General features: G+C 66.3%; 17 protein-coding genes, 1 pseudogene and 1 riboswitch. Of the genes and pseudogenes, 13 read left to right on the forward strand and 5 right to left on the reverse strand.

Features of this window, described 5'->3' with window-relative positions:
- The 4 genes and pseudogenes from ACFTSA_RS05585 to ACFTSA_RS05600 all read left to right on the forward strand — a co-directional run.
- A pseudogene (locus tag ACFTSA_RS05585) lies at positions 1–497 on the forward strand (integrase); the annotation flags it as partial.
- Positions 498–603: 106 nt separating this feature from the next.
- The gene (locus ACFTSA_RS05590) at positions 604–831 is read left to right on the forward strand and encodes a hypothetical protein (RefSeq protein ID WP_377950244.1); all 228 of its coding nucleotides are present in this window, start codon (positions 604–606) and stop codon (positions 829–831) included.
- 103 nt (positions 832–934) lie between these two features.
- Positions 935–1,237, forward strand: a complete 303-nt coding sequence (locus ACFTSA_RS05595; protein ID WP_076798765.1) for a DUF4193 domain-containing protein — start codon at positions 935–937, stop codon at positions 1,235–1,237.
- Positions 1,238–1,603: 366 nt separating this feature from the next.
- Positions 1,604–2,152, forward strand: a complete 549-nt coding sequence (locus ACFTSA_RS05600) for a hypothetical protein (RefSeq protein WP_377950245.1) — start codon at positions 1,604–1,606, stop codon at positions 2,150–2,152.
- A 120-nt stretch (positions 2,153–2,272) separates the two neighbouring features.
- Here the strand turns inward: ACFTSA_RS05600 and ACFTSA_RS05605 are convergent, their stop codons facing one another.
- The 3 genes from ACFTSA_RS05605 to ACFTSA_RS05615 are packed head-to-tail and all read right to left on the reverse strand — an operon-like array spanning position 2,273 to position 5,904.
- Positions 2,273–3,835 carry an APC family permease gene (locus ACFTSA_RS05605; RefSeq protein WP_377950246.1) on the reverse strand — a complete coding sequence of 521 codons (1,563 nt, stop codon included), beginning with the start codon at positions 3,833–3,835 and terminating at the stop codon, positions 2,273–2,275.
- A gap of 12 nt (positions 3,836–3,847) precedes the next feature.
- Positions 3,848–4,873 (reverse strand): agmatine/peptidylarginine deiminase, encoded by a 1,026-nt coding sequence (locus ACFTSA_RS05610; protein ID WP_377950247.1) that lies wholly within the window; start codon positions 4,871–4,873, stop codon positions 3,848–3,850.
- A complete protein-coding gene (locus tag ACFTSA_RS05615) occupies positions 4,870–5,904 on the reverse strand; it encodes a nitrilase-related carbon-nitrogen hydrolase (RefSeq protein ID WP_377950249.1) in 1,035 nt (344 codons plus the stop codon). Before ACFTSA_RS05615 ends, ACFTSA_RS05610 begins: the two co-directional genes overlap by 4 nt.
- A 215-nt stretch (positions 5,905–6,119) precedes the next feature.
- On the opposite strand from ACFTSA_RS05615, the gene ACFTSA_RS05620 reads away from it, so the two are divergent.
- Entirely contained in the window at positions 6,120–6,599 is a 480-nt protein-coding gene (locus ACFTSA_RS05620) for a Dps family protein (RefSeq protein WP_377950250.1), read from the forward strand.
- 102 nt (positions 6,600–6,701) lie between these two features.
- Here the strand turns inward: ACFTSA_RS05620 and ACFTSA_RS05625 are convergent, their stop codons facing one another.
- The gene (locus tag ACFTSA_RS05625) at positions 6,702–8,273 is read right to left on the reverse strand and encodes an MFS transporter (protein ID WP_377950252.1); all 1,572 of its coding nucleotides are present in this window, start codon (positions 8,271–8,273) and stop codon (positions 6,702–6,704) included.
- A gap of 66 nt (positions 8,274–8,339) precedes the next feature.
- Between ACFTSA_RS05625 and ACFTSA_RS05630 the strand changes: the two genes are divergently transcribed.
- The 6 genes from ACFTSA_RS05630 to ACFTSA_RS05655 all read left to right on the forward strand — a co-directional run bounded on the left by ACFTSA_RS05630 (position 8,340) and on the right by ACFTSA_RS05655 (position 16,916).
- On the forward strand, positions 8,340–8,879 hold the full coding sequence (locus tag ACFTSA_RS05630; RefSeq protein WP_377950253.1) for a TetR/AcrR family transcriptional regulator: 540 nt from the start codon (positions 8,340–8,342) through the stop codon (positions 8,877–8,879).
- 100 nt (positions 8,880–8,979) lie between these two features.
- Positions 8,980–9,078, forward strand: a riboswitch (glycine riboswitch).
- Between the two features lie 189 nt (positions 9,079–9,267).
- Positions 9,268–12,126 (forward strand): aminomethyl-transferring glycine dehydrogenase, encoded by a 2,859-nt coding sequence (gene gcvP / locus ACFTSA_RS05635; protein ID WP_377950255.1) that lies wholly within the window; start codon positions 9,268–9,270, stop codon positions 12,124–12,126.
- 25 nt (positions 12,127–12,151) lie between these two features.
- Entirely contained in the window at positions 12,152–13,285 is a 1,134-nt protein-coding gene (gene gcvT / locus ACFTSA_RS05640; RefSeq protein WP_377950257.1) for a glycine cleavage system aminomethyltransferase GcvT, read from the forward strand.
- Positions 13,286–13,664: 379 nt separating this feature from the next.
- Positions 13,665–14,048, forward strand: a complete 384-nt coding sequence (gcvH, locus tag ACFTSA_RS05645) for a glycine cleavage system protein GcvH (RefSeq protein WP_377950258.1) — start codon at positions 13,665–13,667, stop codon at positions 14,046–14,048.
- Entirely contained in the window at positions 14,045–15,370 is a 1,326-nt protein-coding gene (glyA, locus tag ACFTSA_RS05650; RefSeq protein ID WP_377950260.1) for a serine hydroxymethyltransferase, read from the forward strand. The genes gcvH and glyA overlap by 4 nt, the downstream gene beginning before the upstream one ends.
- 133 nt (positions 15,371–15,503) lie before the next feature.
- Entirely contained in the window at positions 15,504–16,916 is a 1,413-nt protein-coding gene (locus ACFTSA_RS05655) for an L-serine ammonia-lyase (protein WP_377950261.1), read from the forward strand.
- A gap of 1 nt (position 16,917) precedes the next feature.
- Here the strand turns inward: ACFTSA_RS05655 and ACFTSA_RS05660 are convergent, their stop codons facing one another.
- Positions 16,918–17,505: a TspO/MBR family protein gene (locus ACFTSA_RS05660; protein WP_377950263.1), complete on the reverse strand. Its 588-nt coding sequence runs from the start codon at positions 17,503–17,505 to the stop codon at positions 16,918–16,920.
- Positions 17,506–17,601: 96 nt separating this feature from the next.
- Between ACFTSA_RS05660 and ACFTSA_RS05665 the strand changes: the two genes are divergently transcribed.
- Complete coding sequence (locus tag ACFTSA_RS05665; RefSeq protein WP_377950264.1) at positions 17,602–18,423, forward strand: DNA/RNA non-specific endonuclease; 822 nt, start codon at positions 17,602–17,604, stop codon at positions 18,421–18,423.
- A gap of 108 nt (positions 18,424–18,531) precedes the next feature.
- The gene (locus ACFTSA_RS05670) at positions 18,532–19,605 is read left to right on the forward strand and encodes a lipid II:glycine glycyltransferase FemX (RefSeq protein WP_377950266.1); all 1,074 of its coding nucleotides are present in this window, start codon (positions 18,532–18,534) and stop codon (positions 19,603–19,605) included.
- Positions 19,606–19,619: the final 14 nt, after the last annotated feature.

A 19,619-nucleotide genomic window follows, 5' to 3' on the forward strand; every position in this document is an offset into this window, starting at 1 on the left:
GGATCACTTTCACCCGCTCACGTCCCTATAACAAGAACGACGGGGCCCACGTCGAGCAGAAAAACTGGTCGAGGGTCCGTGAGCTGGTTGGCTACCTGCGCTATGACACTGCCGCGGAACTTGAGCTGCTGAACCAAATCTGGGAGCTGGACCGTACCTTCACCAACTACCTGCTTCCCCAGCAGAAGCTCGTATCCAAGACCCGCCTCGGGGCCAAGGTGACAAAGATCCATGACGCGCCGGCGACCCCGCACCGGCGCGCGGCCGCCGATCCTCACACCGAAAGGAAGGCAGCAACGCGCATGAACGCCGAATACCGGAAAGTCAGACCCGCCGCCCTGTCCCGGCAGATCCTGGCCCTCACCGGGCAACTCGGAACCCTCGCCACCGCCAAGCAGCCAGCGCCCATCAAACCGCCAGTCAACGGGGACTGGAACCGCCGACCCAACCGGAGGTTTTCCAATGACGCAACGTATGCCCCTTCGCGGAGGTATTGACTTGAGGCAACAGGGTCCGCGCTGGGGCGCGGCCGAGTCTCTGCACTTAACCGCCCGGAGATGCGGCCGAAACGTGCCCACAACACCGGCCGCATAGCTTGGCGGCATGACCATCACAGAGTTGCTCACCAGGGTACGTGCGGCGCTCGCGGACGCCCTGTTCTTCCCGCCGGTTCCTGACACTGCCGGGCAGGCCAACGATGCCCTCCAGGAGGTCACCCGGTGGGCGTGGCTGCCTCCGCTCAGCGGCGTCGCCGTCGCGGAAGACCGCGCCCTCAGGACGCACGAAAATTCCGCCGCCAAGGCCCCTGAACAGGCGGAAAAGACCAATTAGTGTCGCGTTGGCCACACTATTCTTGACGTCGCCGCTTTATGACCTAAACTGCTTCACTGAGGTGCCTGAATGGCGCTGTGCAGCAACGAAAGTGAACAACGCTATGGCTACCGATTACGACGCCCCACGCAAGACAGAAGAAGAGTCTCCCTCCGAATCCCTGGAGGCACTCCAGGCGTCCCGCGGCGGCGGTGCCCAGACCGCCGTTATCGACGTCGATGAGAATGACACCGCCGAAGGAATCGACCTTCCGGGCGCCGATCTTTCCAACGAGGAACTGACGGTTATCGTCGTTCCTGAGCAGTCCGACGAGTTCACCTGCGGCTCCTGCTTCCTGGTCCGTCACCGGTCCCAGGTCGCCAAGGAAAAGAACGGCATGAAGTACTGCCACGACTGCGAAGGCTAAGCGGGACAATCCTCTGCGCATGTCCTGCCTTGCGGCGCGGCAGCCTTCATAGCCAGGCAGCCGCCAGAGCAAAGCCACGCGAGGCGCCGGCTCCCCGATGGGGAGGCCGGCGCCTCGCTTTATTGTGCCCGCGATCACGCCCGCTTCGGGGCCGGCAAGGCCCCGTTACCTGCGGTAACGGAAGCATGGAGAAACGGCCACGAACGCCTCTCGAAGCCCTTAAAAGCAGGCTCGGAATTTACGGCCCCGTGACCCGTATTTTGCGAGATTAACGGTTGCGCCCCGAACCGGCCACATCCCTCGTTTAGCGCTTTTGGCGCTCCTACTCTGGAGCTATCCAAATACTCACTCGAAAGGGGTGGCCAAATGAAAAAAATTCCCGCCTGGCTCACAGTCATCCTCCTGGCTGTTGGACTGGGCCTGCTGGCTCCGGGCTCCGCCTCGGCAGCCTCCTACTGCGGGCAGGTGTGGGGCTCGCTGGCGAAGGCTGACAAGACCATGAGCACGGCAGCCATCACCAACGTCCGCACCGGGCAGCACTACTGCTTTGACCGCCTCGTGATCGACCTCAAGGGCAAAGCCAAGGGCTACAACGTCCGCTACGTTTCCGAGGTGGCACAGGAAGGCTCCGGCCTGCCGCTCAAGCTCCGCGGCCGCGCATTCCTGCAGCTCACCATCAACTCGCCGGCCTATGACAATGCCACGGGCAAGGCCACCTTCAACCCGGCCAACCGGTCCGAGGTAACCAATGTGTCCGGGTATCACACGTTCCGGCAGGTGGCGTGGGCCGGCAGCTTCGAGGGCTACACCACCCTTGGCCTGGGCGTTCGTGCCCGGCTGCCGTTCAAGGTGTACACCCTGGATGGTCCCGGCTCCGGTTCCCGGCTTGTCGTCGACGTCGCCCACTACTGGTGAGCCCGCTACTGGTGAGATGCCCGCAGTAGGGGAGCAGAATTAGATACAGCGATGCCCCGCCTCCCGGACCGGGAAGCGGGGCATCGCTGCAGGTGGATGGCGCTATTCGGGGACCAGCCGCTATTCGGGAACCACCAGTGCCGGGGTGTCCTGGCGGATGGTGTCCCCGCGGAAGTAGCCGGGCCGCAGCCGCGACATCACCAGCATGAGGACGACCCCGAGGGCCAGAATCCCCACGCCGAGCACGAACACGAGCCCCACGCCGAAGATCTCCGAACCACTGCCGAATTCCGGGGCCCAGCTGTCCACGGCCGTCTGGATGAAGACGACGGTGAGGACCAGTCCGCCCAGCATGGGGAACAGCAGCCGCATGAAGAAGTTGCGGACGCTGGAGAACAGGCTGTGCCGGAAGTACCACGTGCAGGCGAAGGCGGTGAGGCCGTAGTAGAAGCAGATCATCAGGCCCAGCGCCAGGATGGTGTCGTTGAGGACGTTCTCGCTGACCACCTTCATGACCGCGTAGAAGCCGCCGGAGATCCCGCCCGCGACCAGCGTTGCGAAGCCGGGGGACCCGAAGCGCTTGCTGACCGACGCGAAACGCGGCGGGAGCGCGCCGTAGTGGCCCATCGCCAGCAGGCTGCGTGCCGGGGAGGCCATCGTGGACTGCAGGGACGAGGCGGTGCCGGAGAGCACGGCGAGAGACATGAGGATGGCCAGCGGACCCATGACCGGCGAGGCCAGGGCCGCGAAGATATTCGACTGGTTGTCCGGGTTGTTCAGGCCAATGCCGTCGGCGCCCGTGCCGGCCACCATCATGGTGGCCACGATCACGGCGAGGTAGAGGGCCAGGACGGCGACCGCCGTCGTGGTTCCCGCCTTGCCCGCTGTGCCCCTGCCGCCCTTGGTTTCCTCATTCACCGTCAAGCACACGTCCCAGCCCCAGTAGACAAAGACGGCCAGTGACATGCCGGCGGTGAACTGCTCGAAGCTCTCGATCTTCGCGGGGTTGAACCAGTCCCAACTGAACGCGAGGGATGTACCGGCGTCACCGGACGCTGCATGCGTGAGCGCCATGATGATGAACAGGACCAGGACCAGGACCTGAAAACCGACCAGGCTGTACTGCACGAGCTTGGTGGCGTGCAGGCCGCGGTAGCTGACCCAGACGGCCAGAGCCACGAACGTGAGGCAGGTGGCAATGTTGACTGCCGTGTTGGAGGTCAGGTCCGCGAGCCCGGGGTTGTTGAACACCTGGGCCAGGAAGAGATAGAAGAAGTCCACCGCGACGCCTGCCAGGTTGGACAAAACAATGATGTTCGCGGCGAGCAGGCCCCAGCCGCCCAGCCAGCCGACGAAGGGGCCGAACGCTTTTGTGGTCCACGTGAACGTGGTCCCGCTGTCCGGGGAGTCGGCGTTCAGCTCGCGGTAGGCGAATGCCACCAGGATCATCGGGATAAAGGCGACGATAAAGATCGCCGGCAACTGCACGCCCACGGTCCCGACGGCAGGCCCCAACGAACTGGTGAGGCTGTAGGCCGGAGCCACCGAGGATATACCCAGGACGACGACGGCCAGGAGGCCCAGCTGCCCGCCCTTCAGGCCCTTCCCGGTGATGCCGTGCGTTGCTTCGCCGGCCGGGGAAGAGCTCTTCCCGTCGGGCTGGATGCTCGTGGTTTGGCTCATGACAGGCCCTTTCTAGGCGGCAGCGGGCTGCTGCTGGGTGATGCAGTGGATTCCCCCGCCGCGGGCGAAGAATTCGCGGGCATCGATGCCCACCACCTTGCGCCCGGGATATGCGTCCGCGATGATGCGGAGTGCCTTCTCGTCGTTGGGGTCGGAGAACGTGCAGGCGATGACGCCGCCGTTGACCACAACGTGGTTGATGTAGCTGTAGTCCACGAAACCTTCCGGATCCGTCAGGGCGACGGGCGCCGGGACCTCGATGATCCTCCATTCCCGGCCGGCAGCGTCCGTGGTGGAGGACAGGAAGCTGATGATTTCCCGGCTCACCTCGTAGTCCGGGTGGGCGGGGTTCTGCTGGGAGTGGACCAGCAGTGTGCCCGGGGACGGGATGGCGGCAACGATGTCCACGTGCCCGCGCGTTCCGAACCGCTGTGAGTCGCGGGTGAGCCCGCGCGGCAGCCAGATGACCTTTTTGGCGCCGATGGTCCTGGCCAGTTCGGCCTCGACGTCGGCCTTGCTGAGTCCGGGATTACGGCCCGGATCCAGCTGCACCGTCTCGGTGACCAGAACCGTGCCCTCGCCGTCCACCTGGATGCCGCCGCCCTCGTTGACCAGTTCGGACACGAGGTGCCGGGCGCGGGACCGGCCTGCAACTTCGGCGGCGACCAGGGAATCCTTGTCCCAGCTGGCCCAGTCCTGGGCACCCCAGCCGTTGAAGACCCAGTCGACGGCGCCCAGGGCGCCGTTTCCGTCCAGCACAAACGTCGGGCCGATGTCGCGCATCCAGGCGTCGTTGAGTTCCGCCGTCAGCACCTCGACGGCGGGGGCAAGGTAGCGGGCGGCGGTTCCGACGTCGGACGGGTCCACCACCATGGTGACCGGTTCAAACTCGACGGCGGCGTTCGCGACGGCGGCCCAGACGGAACGGGCGGCGTGCGCCGCCTCCGCGGTGTCGCCGAGGGTGTAGCCGCCCGTGGGGAAGGCCATCCAGAGCCGCTCCTGGCGCGCCGTCTCCGCCGGCATGCGCCACGTGCTCATGCGTTTACCTCCACATTCGCCGCGATTTCGGTGCCAAACGGCTCCTCGGGTCGGACCGGTTCGGTGAGCCGGTCGTAGGTGTCCGGGCGGCGGGTGGTGAGGAAAGGGAACAGCGTCAGCCAGTCCTTGCGCTGGTCCAGGTCGAGGTCGGCCACGAGGACCGCAGACTCGTCGCGCGGAGCCTGGACCAGGATGCGTCCGTAGGGGTCGGAGATGAAGGAGGAGCCGTAGAAGTTCAGGCTGCCTTCCTGGCCCCAGCGGTTCGGGACCACCATGAACAGGCCGTTCGCGATGCCGTTGCCCACAATGACCTGCTGCCAGAGGGGTTGGGTGTCAAAGTCCGGGAACAGCGGTTCTGAACCGATCGCCGTCGGGTAGACCAGCAGCTCGGCGCCGCCGAGGGAGTACATGCGGGCCAGTTCGGGGAACCATTCGTCCCAGCAGGTGGGCATGCCCAGCCGGGCGCCGCCGAGTTCGGCCGGGGCGTGGACCTGGTAGGCGTCCCCGGACACCGGGCCCTGGCGGAAGAACTTGTCCTCGTAGTATCCGGCGGTCACCGGGATGTGCAGCTTGTGCGTACGGGCCAGGAGCTCGCCGGCCGGGGACACGAGGATGGAGGTGTTCAGCCCGAGGCCGTCATCCGAGCCGTCCGGGTTGCCGGCGTGCTGGTAGAGCGAGGCGTGGACGGTGATGCCGTTCCGGCGGGCGGCCTCGGCTGCGAAGCGGAAGGTGGGGCCGGTCAGCAGGTCCTCGGCGCCGTCGGAGGGGCGGGGCCGGTCCTGGCCCTGCCGTGCGAGGTCATTCTCCGGAACCTGGTCTGCGGGGTAGCGGGAGAGGGTGAGTTCGGGCAGGAACACCACGGTGGCGCCCAGCCCTGCGGCCCGGTCGATGCCGTCGTTGAGTTCGGCGCGGAGTGCGGCTTCGCTGCTGTGCCAGCGGTGCTGCACGAGGCCGACCCTCAGGGCGGGGCGGCCGGACGGCGCTGTCCGGGCGAGCGAAGCAGGCGCGTTGAGGCAGGTTATTTCGATCATGATGATGATTACTCCAGTGAGACGACCGTCACTAAATGAATGACGTTCATTTAGTATGCACGTGCCGCGCGGGTGTGGCAAGGGGTATTTGAATGCCGATCATTTATGACCCGCCAAGTAGTAAGTAAGCTGATCGTGAAATTCGCTCGCCGACGCTCCCCGTGCCGGCACGGCTGCGGTAGCGTCGAGACCACTGGACCAATCGAGGAGGATTCATGAAGGCTTCACCGACACTGACCAATAACATGCAGGCCGTCCTAACGGACCTGATCGAACTGCACATCCAGGGCAAGCAGGCGCACTGGAATATTGTTGGAACCAACTTCAGGGATCTGCACCTTCAGCTCGACGAGATCGTGGACGCCGCCCGCGCCTTCGCCGATGACATCGCCGAGCGCATGCGTGCCCTGCATGCCCTGCCCGACGGGCGCAGCGCCACCGTGGCGAAGGCGACCCACCTTCCGCAGTTCCCGGACGGGCTCATCAACACCAAGGATGCGATCGACCGTATCGTGGCGGCACTCGAAGCGGCAGTGGGCACCATGCGCAAGGTTCATGACGAGGTGGATGAGGAAGACCCCACCACCGCGGACCTGCTGCACACCTTCATTGAAAAGCTCGAGCAGTACGCGTGGATGGTGGGTGCCGAGAACATGAAGGCGTCCGCCAGCGTCACGCACCCTGACGTCAAGTAGCGGGCCGGCTGGATATACCCGCGCCGACGGCAAAGGGCAGCCCCGGAGAAAAATTCTCCCGGGCTGCCCTTTTCTGTGCCGGCGGCCTTGCGTCCGGCCGGTTTACTTTGCGTGCGGAATCCGGCGAAGAACGACGGCGGCCAGCACCGACGCTGCGGCCATCAGTACCAGCGCAATCGCCGCAGTGATATGGACGCCGGAATCGAACGCCGCCCGGGCAGCCGCCTTAAGCCCCTCGGCCAGCGGGGCCGGCAGGGATCCGGCGACCTCCATGGCGCCCGCCAGCGTTTCCCTGGCCTGGTCCGCTGACCCGGCAGGGACCGTCTGCGCCACAGCCCCGGGCAGGGTGAGGTGCTGCTGGTATGACGCAGTGAGGATGGACCCCAGGATGGCTGTCCCGAGGAGCGATCCCACTTCGTAGCCCGTCTCGGAAATCGCCGCAGCCGCTCCCGCTTTCTCCGCCGGGACCGCTCCCAGAATCAGATCGTTCGAGATAGTCTCCGCCGACCCCACACCCAGCGCCAGGATGAGGAGGGCGGCCAACAGCGCGGTGGGCCCGGCGTCGTGATTCCCGAACGCAACTATGCAGTACCCGGCGGCGCTCAGCGCCAGTCCCGCCGCCACCACAAAGCCCGGCCGGACCTTCCGGACCAGCGGAACCACGAGCAGGCCCGCCACCACGGTGGCCGTCAGGGCCGGCAGCATGGCGGTGCCCGACTCTGACGGCGACATTCCCTCGAGCAGCTGCAGGTGCTGGGCCAGGAACAGGATGAAGCCGTTGTAGGAGAACAGGGCCAGGATGTTCGCCGTGATCGCCGTGCTGAACACGCGGTTCCTGAACAGTGACATGTCCAGCAGCGGGGATGTGTCCACCATCCGGGACGCGAGGGCCTGCTGGCGGCGGATGAACACAAGGCCCGTGGCCAGTCCAAACGCCAGGACTCCGAGCGACGTCACGCCCGGTCCATGCGTGGCCAGTTCCTTGATGCCGTAGACCACAGGCGCCATGGTCAGCATGGACAGCGCCACGCTGGCCAGGTCCACTTTGCCCGGGTTGGGGTCCCTGGATTCCGGAATGAGGAAGCGGCCCAGAACCAGCGGCGGCAGCATGATGGGCACGGCCACGAGCAGGACGGCGCCCCACCGGAAATGCTCCACGAGCCAGCCGCCAAAAATCGGACCCAGCGCAGCGCCGCCGGAGAAGCCCGCGGCCCAGATGGCCACCGCCAGCCTCCGCCGGCCGGGCTCCCGGAAAATGTTGCGGATCAGGGAAAGTGTGGACGGCATGAGCGTGGCGCCGAAGAATCCCATGGCCGCGCGGCCGGCAATCAGCCATTCGGCGCTCGGGGCAAAGGCCGACGCCGCCGAGACCAGCGCGAAACCCGAAATGCCGACCAGCAGCAGCCGGCGGCGCCCGATTCTGTCGCCGAGGCTGCCCATAGCCACCAGGAGTCCGGCGAGGACAAGGGCATAGGCGTCCACTATCCACAACAGCTGCACGCCCGTGGGGTCGAGGCTGCGGGCGATCGCCGGAAGGGCAAACGTCAGCGCGGTGTTGTCCACGGCCACCAGGAGGACCGGGAACATCAGCAGGGCCAGGGCGAACCAGTCGCGCACGCCGCCGGCCTGGCTTGCGGGAGTGCGCTCCGGGGAAAGGGCTGGATGCAGGGTCATGAGTTAACTATACCGTCCGGACGGTATAGTTATAAACCCCGGCCCGGAACCGGCATGATGGAAGCCATGCCCAGAAAACCGGTCGCCCGCGGCGCAGTCCTCGACGCGTTTGAATCCCTCCTGATTGAGGTGGGGGAACGTGCAGCCACCCTTGACGCCGTGGCTGCTCGGGCGGGTGTATCCAAGGGCGGGCTCCTGTACCACTTTCCGAACAAGGAAGCGCTGATCGGTGCCCTGCTGGACCGGCTCGATGAGTTCGCGGAGGCGGACGCGCAGGCCATGGCTGCGGCCACCGAGGGTGCGGCCGCCTACTTCATCAGGTCGTCCGTCTGGGCGGACACCCCGCTGGACCGTGCCATCGTTGCCGCGACGCGGTTGGCCGAGGTGGCGCACGAGGGGACCCGGCGCCGGTTCGCGCACATCCAGCAGCGGTGGCTGGACGAGATCGCCCGCGACGTCGGGCCGGGCCTGGCCAGGGCCGTCCTGTACATGGGTGACGGACTCTATTTCAACGCCATGCTGTCCATCGGGCCGGCAGCGTCGCCGTCCGAGACCGCGGCCGACGTCGAAAGCCTCCTTGCCGCCCTTGACCGCCTCAGGCGGTGAGTGGCGTGTGCCAACCCACGCTGCCACAGTTTGCAGACGCGTTCCCGGCGTAGGACAATAGCCTCTGTGACAGCTGTCACCGCTCAATTGAATAAGCCTTTGATCTGCGGCGGGAGAGTCCTGCAAGTAGGTACAAGCAGGCGCCGTAGGAGCAAAACCTCCCCAGGAATCTCTCAGGCCCATGTACCGCCGCGGCAAGGCAACTCTGGAAAGCAGCAGGCTGCCCGCCCGCCATGTTCCGCCTTCGTGCGGATGGTTCAGGGCATGCTGTGCTCACCGACGGTGCAAGCGGTGCTGTGCGAAAGTGCAGCAACGCGGAAACTCTCAGGTCCAATACAGAGCGGGGAGGAACCCGAATCAATGTGGCGTACCCTGCGCCGCCTTAGTTATGGAGTTCCTTTTGACCGTTAATTCAGCCTCCTCGTCCTTCGTCGACCGGCACATTGGCGCCCGCCGCCAGGCCGACGTCGAAGCCATGCTCAAGGCCGTCGGCTACGACACCGTCGACGCGCTGGTTGATACGGCGGTGCCGAACGACATCCGCCAGGACTCCGCGCTGCAGCTCGCTCCGGCGCTGAGCGAGGTTGAAGCCCTGGCCGAACTCCGTAAGCTCGCGGCCAAGAACAAGACCGCCGTCCAGATGATCGGCCAGGGCTACTACGACACCGTGACGCCCCCGGTGATCCGCCGCAACATCCTTGAAGCACCCGCCTGGTACACGGCCTACACCCCGTACCAGCCGGAGATTTCCCAGGGCCGGCTCGAGGCGCTGCTGAACTTCCAGACCATGGTCCAGGACCTCGTGGGCCTGCCCATCGCCAACGCCTCGCTGCTGGACGAAGCAACGGCAGTGGCTGAGGCCGTGCTGCTGATGCGCCGGGCCAACAAGAACAAGGCCGCCCACGACGGCAAGACCGTCCTGGACGCGGACTGCCTGCCGCAGACCATCGCCGTCGTCAAGGGCCGCGCCGAGGCGCTTGGTTTCGAGGTGGAGGTCGCCGACCTTTCCCAGGGACTGCCCGACGGCGACATTAACGGCGTCGTCCTCCAGCAGCCCGGTGTCTCCGGCCGCGTCTTCGACCACAGCGAGGTCATCGCCGCCGCCAAGGAACGCGGCGCCCTGGTCACCGTGGCCGCCGACCTGCTGGCCCTGACCCTGATCACGCCTCCGGGCGAGCAGGGCGCGGACATCGCCGTCGGCTCCGCCCAGCGCCTGGGCGTTCCGCTGTTCTACGGCGGCCCGCACGCGGCCTACATGGCCGTGCAGAAGGGTCTTGAACGCTCCCTGCCCGGCCGCCTGGTAGGCGTTTCCAAGGACAACGCCGGCGTCCCGGCCTACCGCCTGGCGCTGCAGACCCGCGAACAGCACATCCGCCGCGAGAAGGCCACGTCCAACATCTGCACCGCGCAGGCACTGCTGGCCATCGTCGCGTCCATGTACGCCGTCTACCACGGGCCGGAGGGCCTGAAGGCGATCGCCGAAACCGCCCACGCCCACGCCAGGACCCTGGCCGCATCTCTCAAGGCTGCCGGGCTGGACGTCCTGCACACCAGCTTCTTCGACACCGTGACGGTGTCCGTCCCGGGCAAGGCCGCCGGCATCGTCGCCGCCGCCGAGCAGAGGGGCATCAACCTCCGCAGCATCGACGCCGACACCGTCGGCATCTCCGCCGATGAAACCACGACGACGGCCATCGTGGCCGACCTGCTCGCAGCCTTCGGTGCCGAGGCAGTGGAGGCGACCGACGGTTTCGTCCTGGACGCCGCCGTCGAACGTTCCTCCGCGTACCTGCAGCACCCGGTGTTCAACACGCACCGCTCGGAGACCCAGCTGCTGCGCTACATCCGCAAGCTCTCCGACCGCGACCTGGCGCTGGACCGCACCATGATCCCGCTGGGTTCCTGCACCATGAAGCTGAACGCCACGGCCGAGATGGAGGCCATCTCCTGGCCGGAGTTCGCCTCGATCCACCCGTTTGCCCCCGATTCCCAGACCGCCGGCTGGCGCGAGCTGATCGCCGACCTCGAGGCGCAGCTGACCGAGATCACCGGCTATGACCAGGTGTCCATCCAGCCGAACGCCGGTTCCCAGGGCGAGCTCGCCGGACTGCTGGCCATCCGCGGCTACCACCTGTCCCGCGGCGACGAGCAGCGCAACGTCTGCCTGATCCCGGCCTCCGCCCATGGCACCAACGCGGCCTCGGCCGTGCTGGCCGGCATGAAGGTCGTGGTGGTGGCCACTGCGGCCGACGGCACGATCGACCACACCGACCTGTACGCCAAGATCGAGGCCAACAAGGACGCCCTGTCCTGCATCATGATCACCTACCCGTCCACCCACGGGGTGTACGACGCCGACGTCCGCGAGGTCTGCGACGCCATCCATGCGGCCGGCGGCCAGGTGTACATCGATGGGGCAAACCTCAACGCCCTCGTTGGCCTGGCCCAGCCGGGCAAGTTCGGCGGCGACGTCTCACACCTGAACCTGCACAAGACGTTCTGCATCCCGCACGGCGGCGGCGGACCCGGCGTCGGACCTGTTGCGGCGAAGGCGCACCTGGCCCCGTTCATGCCGGGCGACGCGGCCACCTGGACCGAAGGCGACTGCGTTCCGATCTCCGCCTCGCGCTTCGGCTCCGCCGGCGTGCTGCCCATCTCCTGGGCGTACGTGAAGCTCATGGGCGGGGCCGGCCTGGCCGAGGCCACCAAGTCCGCGCTGCTCGCCGCAAACTACGTGGCGGCCAGCCTCAACGACTTCTTCCCCGTGCTCTACACCGGCGAGGGCGGGCTGGTGGCGCACGAGTGCATCCTGGACCTGCGCGAGCTCACAGCACGGACCGGCGTGACCGCCGAGGACGTGGCCAAGCGCCTGATCGACTACGGCTTCCACGCGCCCACGCTGGCGTTCCCGGTGGCCGGCACCCTGATGGTGGAGCCCACGGAGTCGGAGGACCTGGGGGAAATCGACCGGTTCATCAAGGCCATGATCAGCATCCGTGGCGAGATCGACCAGGTTGCCAACGGTGACTTCACCGTCGAGAACAGCCCCCTGCGCAACGCCCCGCACACCGCGGCCGCAGCGATCAGCTCTGACTGGGACCGGGCCTACCCGCGTGAACAGGCCGTCTTCCCGGTGCACTCCCTCAACCAGGACAAGTACTTCCCGCCGGTAGGCCGCATCGACGGAGCCGCAGGTGACCGCAACCTGGTCTGCTCCTGCCCTCCGATCGAAGCGTTCGAGAACTAGACTTCGTCCCACAAAGGATTCCCCAATGACTGAGAACTACACTGCCCTTTACGAGGAGCACAAGAAGCTGGGCGCCTCGTTCACCGACTTCGGCGGCTGGCAGATGCCGCTCAAGTACGGCTCCGAACTGGCCGAGCACAAGGCCGTCCGCAACGCGGCCGGCATCTTCGACCTCTCCCACATGGGCGAAGTCTGGGTGACCGGCCCGGACGCCGCGGCTTTCCTCGACTACGCCCTGGCCGGCAAGATCTCCGCCATGGCCGTCGGCAAGGCCAAGTACTCCCTGATCTGCAACGAGGAGGGCGGCATCATCGACGACCTCATCGTGTACCGCCGCGGGAACGAGAAATTCCTCGTGGTCCCCAACGCCGGCAACGCCAAGGTGGTGGCCGAGGCATTGGTGCAGCGGGCAGCAAACTTTGACGTCGCCGTCGAGGATGTTTCCGCCGAGACGTCGCTGATCGCTGTGCAGGGTCCCAAGGCCGAAGGGATCCTCCTCCGCCTCGTCCCGGCAGCCCAGCACGAGCTGGTGACCGGGCTGAAGTACTACGCCGCCGTCGAGGTTTCCTTCCTGGTGGGCGGCGCCGAGCGCAGCCTCCTGCTGGCACGCACCGGGTACACCGGCGAGGACGGCTTCGAGATCTTCGTGGAGAACGACGACGCCACCGCCCTTTGGCAGTCCATCGTCGCCATCGCGGACGAGGGTGAGTTGACGCCCTGTGGCCTTGCCTCCCGCGATTCGCTCCGACTTGAAGCCGGCATGCCGCTGTACGGCAACGAGCTCTCCCTCGAAGGAGACCCGTTCGCCGCCGGCCTGGGCCCCGTCGTCGCGCTGTCTAAGGAAGGCGACTTCGTGGGTAAGGCCGCGCTGGCCGCCAAAAAGGAAGCCGGCGCCGGTGCCACCACGGGCCGCAAGCTTGTGGGCCTCAAGGGTCTGGGCCGCCGCGCCGGCCGGGGGCACTACCCGGTCCTCAAGGACGGCAACGTCGTCGGCGAAGTCACCTCCGGCCAGCCCAGCCCGACCCTCGGCTACCCGGTGGCCATGGCCTATGTCGACGTCGCCTGCGCCGAACCCGGCACGGCACTCGACATCGACCTGCGGGGCAAGGCGGAGCCGTTCGAAGTGGTCACACTGCCTTTCTACAAGCGCTCAAAGTAGCCCGGGGTCCTGTCCTGTCCCCCCAGTGCTGGGCCGGCAGGCCCTTCGGCCCAAACATCCTCTGCATGCTCGGTCGCGTAGACGCCCGCTGAGCGGACGTGACGCTCCCTTAGACGCATGCTGCCGGATGCCGAGGCCGAAGGGGCCCCTGTCAGCTCACCTTGGGCGGCTTATCAGGACACAACCCCGGGCCGGGATCAGCGCCTTCGAAAGCCAAAGGTGCTGGCGGAGGGCCGCTGACCGCTGGTTGAGCCCGTCGAAACCAAGGCAGGTGACGGAGCAAGTTCAATCATTGGGGGTTGAGCTTGCCGAACCCTTGAGGGCAGAAGTAGCCAGGACTCCCAACCCGACCACAGAAGTAACGAGATTAAGGAACACAATGGCAAAAGTTGCCGCTGAACTGCAGTATTCCGACGAGCATGAGTGGGTTTCCCGCGGGGACGGGAATGTGGTGTCCATTGGCATTTCTGCCGTGGCCACTGATGCCCTCGGCGATATCGTTTACGTTGACCTGCCCGAGGTCGGCTCGGCTGTGACCGCAGGGGAGACCTGCGGCGAGGTTGAGTCCACGAAGTCGGTCTCGGACCTGTATGCGCCGGTCACGGGGGAGGTCACGGAGATCAACCCCACCGTCATCGAGAACCCCGCCCTGATCAACAGCGACCCGTACGGTGCGGGTTGGCTGTTCAAGGTGGCCGCTGATTCTGAGGGCCCGCTGCTGTCGGCCGAGGAATACGCTGCCAAGAACGGCGGCGAGCTGTGAGCGCCTCACTGGCTGCAACCGCAGCTTTCGAACAGGTCGTGTCCCCGAGCCTGAACGCGGACCTCGCGGAGCTGGACCCGGAGATCGCAGCGAAGATCGACGACGAGCTCGGCCGCCAGCGCGGCGGCCTGGAAATGATCGCGTCGGAGAACCACACGGCCGCGGCCGTGATGCAGGCGCAGGGGTCGGTGCTGACCAACAAGTACGCCGAAGGCTACCCGGGCAAGCGCTACTACGGCGGCTGTGAACACGTTGACGTGATCGAGCAGCTGGCCATCGACCGCGTGAAGGCCCTGTTCGGCGCCGAGTACGCGAACGTGCAGCCGCACTCCGGCGCGCAGGCGAACGCCTCGGTGATGCACGCCCTGATCAAGCCGGGCGACACCATCATGGGCCTGAACCTGGCCCACGGCGGCCACCTGACCCACGGCATGCGGATCAACTTCTCCGGCCGCCTGTACAACGTGATCCCTTACCAGGTCCGCGAAGAGGACCACCGGGTCGACATGGCCGAGGTGGAGCGCCTGGCCCAGGAGCACAAGCCGCAGCTCATCGTTGCCGGCTGGTCCGCCTACGCCCGGCAGCTGGACTTCGCCGAGTTCCGCCGGATCGCCGACTCCGTGGGCGCCTACCTGATGGTGGACATGGCGCATTTCGCCGGGCTCGTCGCCGCCGGGCTGCACCCCTCGCCGGTCCCGCACGCACACGTCACGACGTCCACGACGCACAAGACCCTGGCCGGTCCTCGCGGCGGCATCATCCTGACCAACGACGCCGACGTCGCCAAGAAGATCAACTCTGCGGTGTTCCCGGGCCAGCAGGGCGGTCCGCTGGAGCACGTGATCGCGGGTAAGGCCGTGGCCTTCAAAATCGCCGCCTCGGAGGAGTTCAAGGAACGCCAGGAACGTGTCCTGGCCGGTGCCCGGATCCTGGCCGAGCGCCTGGTCCAGCCGGATGTGGCCGCCAAGGGCATTTCCGTGGTGTCCGGCGGCACCGACGTCCACCTGGTCCTGGTGGACCTGCGGAACTGCGAGCTCGACGGTCAGCAGGCCGAAGACCGGCTCGCCGCCATCGACATCACCGTCAACCGCAACGCCGTGCCGTTCGATCCACGTCCGCCGATGGTCACCTCCGGCCTGCGCATCGGCACCCCGGCTTTGGCAACCCGCGGCTTCGGCGAAGCAGCCTTCGCCGAGGTTGCGGACATCATCGCCGAGGCCCTCACCGCCGACGCAGGCGCGGACCTGTCCGGACTGCGCACCCGCGTAGAGGCCCTGGCCGAAGCCCACCCGCTCTACCCGTCCGTAACACCCCTGGGTTAATTCCTGCGGGCGACCGACACCCCCTCAAGGATGGAGTTTTTGTCCAGATATCGTGACTTCGAAGCCCTTTTGGAGCCATTATCTGGACAAAAACTCCATCCGCACCTGACCACATGACTAGTTAGGATTGATTATGGCCGTTGGAGTCTTTGATCTCTTTTCCATTGGGATTGGCCCGTCGTCCTCGCACACCGTTGGACCCATGCGGGCTGCCGCGGTGTTTGCGGAGGAATTGAAGTCCGCCGGGGTGCTGGAGGGCGTGGCGTCGCTGCGGGTGGACCTGTACGGCTCTCTCGCTGCCACCGGGCACGGGCACGGCACCATGACGGCGATCCTGCTGGGCCTGGAGGGTTTCCACCCGGAGCTGATCCTGCCCGACGAGGTCGAGGAGCGGCTGGCGTCGATCGCGGAAACCGGGACCCTGCAGCTGGCAGGTTCGGTTCCCCTGCCGTACGGCGTGAAGGACATGATCCTGCGCCCGCTGACCGTGCTGCCCCGGCACACCAACGGCATGACCTTCACGGTCTCGGACGCCAACGGTGAAATCCTCCACAGCGCCACTTTCTTCTCGGTGGGCGGCGGGTTCATTGTCCGGGAGGGCGAGGAGGACGCGGCGCAGCAGAAACTGGACGAGTCCAAGAAGGAACTTCCGCTGCCGTTCCGCACCGCCGCCGAGCTGCTGGGCCGCTGCCAGTCCAAGGGCCTCTCCATTGCCGACATCATGCTGGTCAACGAGCGCGCGTCCCGCTCCGAGGAAGAGATCCGGGAGGGCCTGCTGCACATTTACTCCGTCATGGAAGGCTGTGTCGAGGTCAGCCTGAAGCGTGAGGGGCTGCTGCCCGGCGGGCTGAAGGTCCGCCGTCGTGCTCCCGACTGGCACGAACGCCTCCTGAAGGAGGGCCGTGGCCACGGTCCGGACCACCGGGACCCGAAGTACTGGCAGGAATGGGTCAATCTGGTGGCCCTGGCCGTGAACGAGGAGAACGCCTCGGGCGGGCGGGTGGTTACCGCTCCGACGAACGGCGCGGCAGGGATCATTCCCGCCGTCCTGTACTACGCGCTGCATTTCGCGCCGGGTATGGATCAGGCCACGCAGGAAGACCGCGACGACGTCGTGGTCAAGTTCCTGCTGACCGCGGGTGCCGTCGGGGTGCTGTACAAGGAACAGGCGTCCATTTCCGGCGCGGAGGTGGGTTGCCAGGGGGAGGTGGGGTCGGCGTCGTCGATGGCTGCTGCCGGGCTTGCCGAGGTCATGGGTGGCACGCCTGCGCAGGTGGAGAACGCCGCGGAGATTGCCATGGAGCACAACCTTGGCCTGACGTGCGATCCGATCGGAGGCCTGGTGCAGGTGCCGTGCATCGAGCGGAACGCGATCGCGGCGGCCAAGGCGATCAACGCGGCCAAGATGGCGTTGTGGGGCGACGGTTCGCACCGGGTCTCGCTGGACGAGGTCATCGTCACCATGCGCGAGACGGGCAAGGACATGAGCTCCAAATACAAGGAAACCGCGATGGGCGGGCTGGCGGTCAACGTCGTCGAGTGCTGACCTAGTTGTTGGCGGCCGCCCACAGGTTCAGGCTCGACGCGAAGATGACCCACGACAGGTACGGCAGCATCAGCAGCCCGGCCGTGCGGCGGATTGGACCGAACAGCAGGACGGTGCCGGCCACCGCCAAAGCCAGCGCAACAATGATGCCCAGCGCCAGCCAGAGTGCGGCCGGACCCCACGCCGGATACAGACCGAAAAAGACCGGCGTCCACGCGAGGTTCAAGGCAAGCTGTACGCCATAGAGGGTGAGAGCAGCCCTGCGGTCCGGGCTGCGGCTTCGCCAAACGAGCCAGGCCGCCACCGCCATGGCCGTGTACAGCACAGTCCAGACCGGACCGAACACCCAGCTGGGCGGGGACCACGGCGCCCTATCGGCTGCCGCGTACCAGCCCGTGACATTGCGGATGGTTGCCTGCGATCCTAGCCACGCCACCAGCGCGCTGGTGGCCAGGAAAGCGAGGAGGGCGGCCAGTTCGACGGCGGTGCGCCGCGGCCTGGGCCGCACGCCGTCACCACTGGTTCCGCCACTGTCACCGCCGGCGTCTCCTTCGGCTCCTTCGGCTGGCACGCGGTCCCTGCTTTCCATTGCCCTACAGTTGCCGAGGGCCCGTCCGGAGTCAAGGCGGCCAAGCAACCGCAGCGCCCCAGCCGATTGTCAGGCCGGCGTGCCACCATGGGAACCATGGGCGAAGGGTACGATTCCGGCTTCCTGCGCGAGGCCGTTGACCTGCCGGGCACGGACGCGTCCACGGTCCTCCTCGATTACACGCACTTCTCGGTGCGGCTGTTGCCGGCGCGCAGGCTGGCGGCCGTGACCGGTGTCAACATCAATGGACAAGCACTGGTGCCGCTGGGGCGCGAAGGAACCTGGCACTTCGACCCCCGGCTGCCGCAGGGGCTCCAGACCGGCCCGGACGTGTACCAGCACAACGACCTGGACCGGGGCCATCTGGTCCGCCGCCTGGATCCGGTCTGGGGCGATGAGAGCACCGCGCTGGCCGCAAACCAGGACACCTTCTCATACCCGAATGCGGCGCCGCAGGCAGCTGCCTTCAACCAGGGCAAGGAACTCTGGGCCGGCCTGGAAGACCACGTTCTCCACCACGCCAGCCAATACGACGCCAGGATCAGCGTCTTTACCGGACCCGTCCTCGACGCCGGCGACCTGCCCTACCGGGGCATCCAAATACCGCGGAAATTCTGGAAGATCGCAGCCTGGACCATGGATGGCCGGCTGGCCGCGGCGGGTTTCCTGCTGGACCAGTCCCCGCTCCTGGGCCCGGAGGAACTGGTGAGGATCATGAGGGAACGCCTGCTGGCAGACGAGCCACCGCCGCTGGGGCCTTACCGGACCTTCCAGGTCCCCATCCCGCACATTGCTGAGCTGACCCGGATCGCACTGACGCGCCTGGCCGACGCCGACCGGTTCACCGCCGGCGTTCCTGAGGGTACGCCGCGAGGCGCCGTCCTTCCGCTCACCGACCTTCGGCAGGTGCGGCTCTGACCAGGATCACGTCCCCGCGGCAAGCGGCGCGGGAGGCCGGACGGATAGACTTGAGGCTGCTTCTCCGGCACCTGCACGAAACGTAAGCGAAGATTGGATACGGCACACTTGCGAGAATTCACTGCCCGCTTTGCCACCTCCGAAGAGGTTGCCAACTGGGACTCCCACGTCACCGCGAATCCGAACGGCGGAAACCTGCTGCAGTCGGAGGCCTTTGCCGAGGTCAAGCAGCACTTCGGCTGGAAGACCCTGCACCTCGTGTACGAAACAGCCGACTACACGAGCTACAACCTGGTGCTGGAAAAGAGCTTCCCGCTGCTGGGCAAGCTCTGGTACCTCATCAAGGGTCCCGATGTGGCCGGCGTCGAGGACATCCCGGGCATTGCCGCGGCGAACACCGAGTTCGTCAAGCGTGCACGGCTGGGCGTCTTCGCCATCAAGATCGAGCCGGACATCATCCTCAGTGAGGCCGCGCGCGAAGTCATCGAGGGGGCGGGGCTGGTCAAGACGCACAACCTGCAGCCCAACGACTCCACAGCACTGCTGGATATTTCCCCCGAGGAGAACCAGCTCCTGCGCAACCTCCACTCACGGGGACGGAACGCCGTCCGCCGTGCCATCCGCGAGGGCGTCGAGGTGCACAACGTGGACCCCAGCGAGGAAAACTTCAAGGCCATGTACGCCCTGATGACCGACACCGTCCAGGCGAAGTCGCAGGTCCGGGTGCGCGAATACGACTACTACCGCCAGTTCTGGACGAACTTCATCAAGCGCGGCCAGGGCCGGCTCCTGTTTGTGTACGAGAACGGCGTTCCCTCGGTGGGCGCGTTTGTCATCAACTACGGCCGGAAGGGCACCTACAAGGACGGCGGATCGCTGCAGCAGCGCAGCCAGTACGGCGATTCGCATCTGGTGCAGTGGACCGCCATCAACCAGCTCAAGGAGCTGGGCTGCACCGAATACGACTTCTGCGGGACGCCGCCCAGCGACAAGCTCAAGGACACGTCGAATCCCTTCCATGGACTGGGGCTCTTCAAGACCAGCTTCAGCAAAACGGTCACGGACTTTGTTGGCTGCTATGACCAGGTCATCAGCCCGCTGAAGTACAAGATGTGGATTGCCGCCGGCGAACGGGTTGCCCGGCAGCTGTACACACGCCGCACCGGGCAGCAGTTTTACTGAGCCAACAAACTGGC

It is taken from the genome of Arthrobacter sp. NPDC057013, assembly GCF_042674585.1.
In the GTDB taxonomy this organism is placed as follows: domain Bacteria; phylum Actinomycetota; class Actinomycetes; order Actinomycetales; family Micrococcaceae; genus Arthrobacter.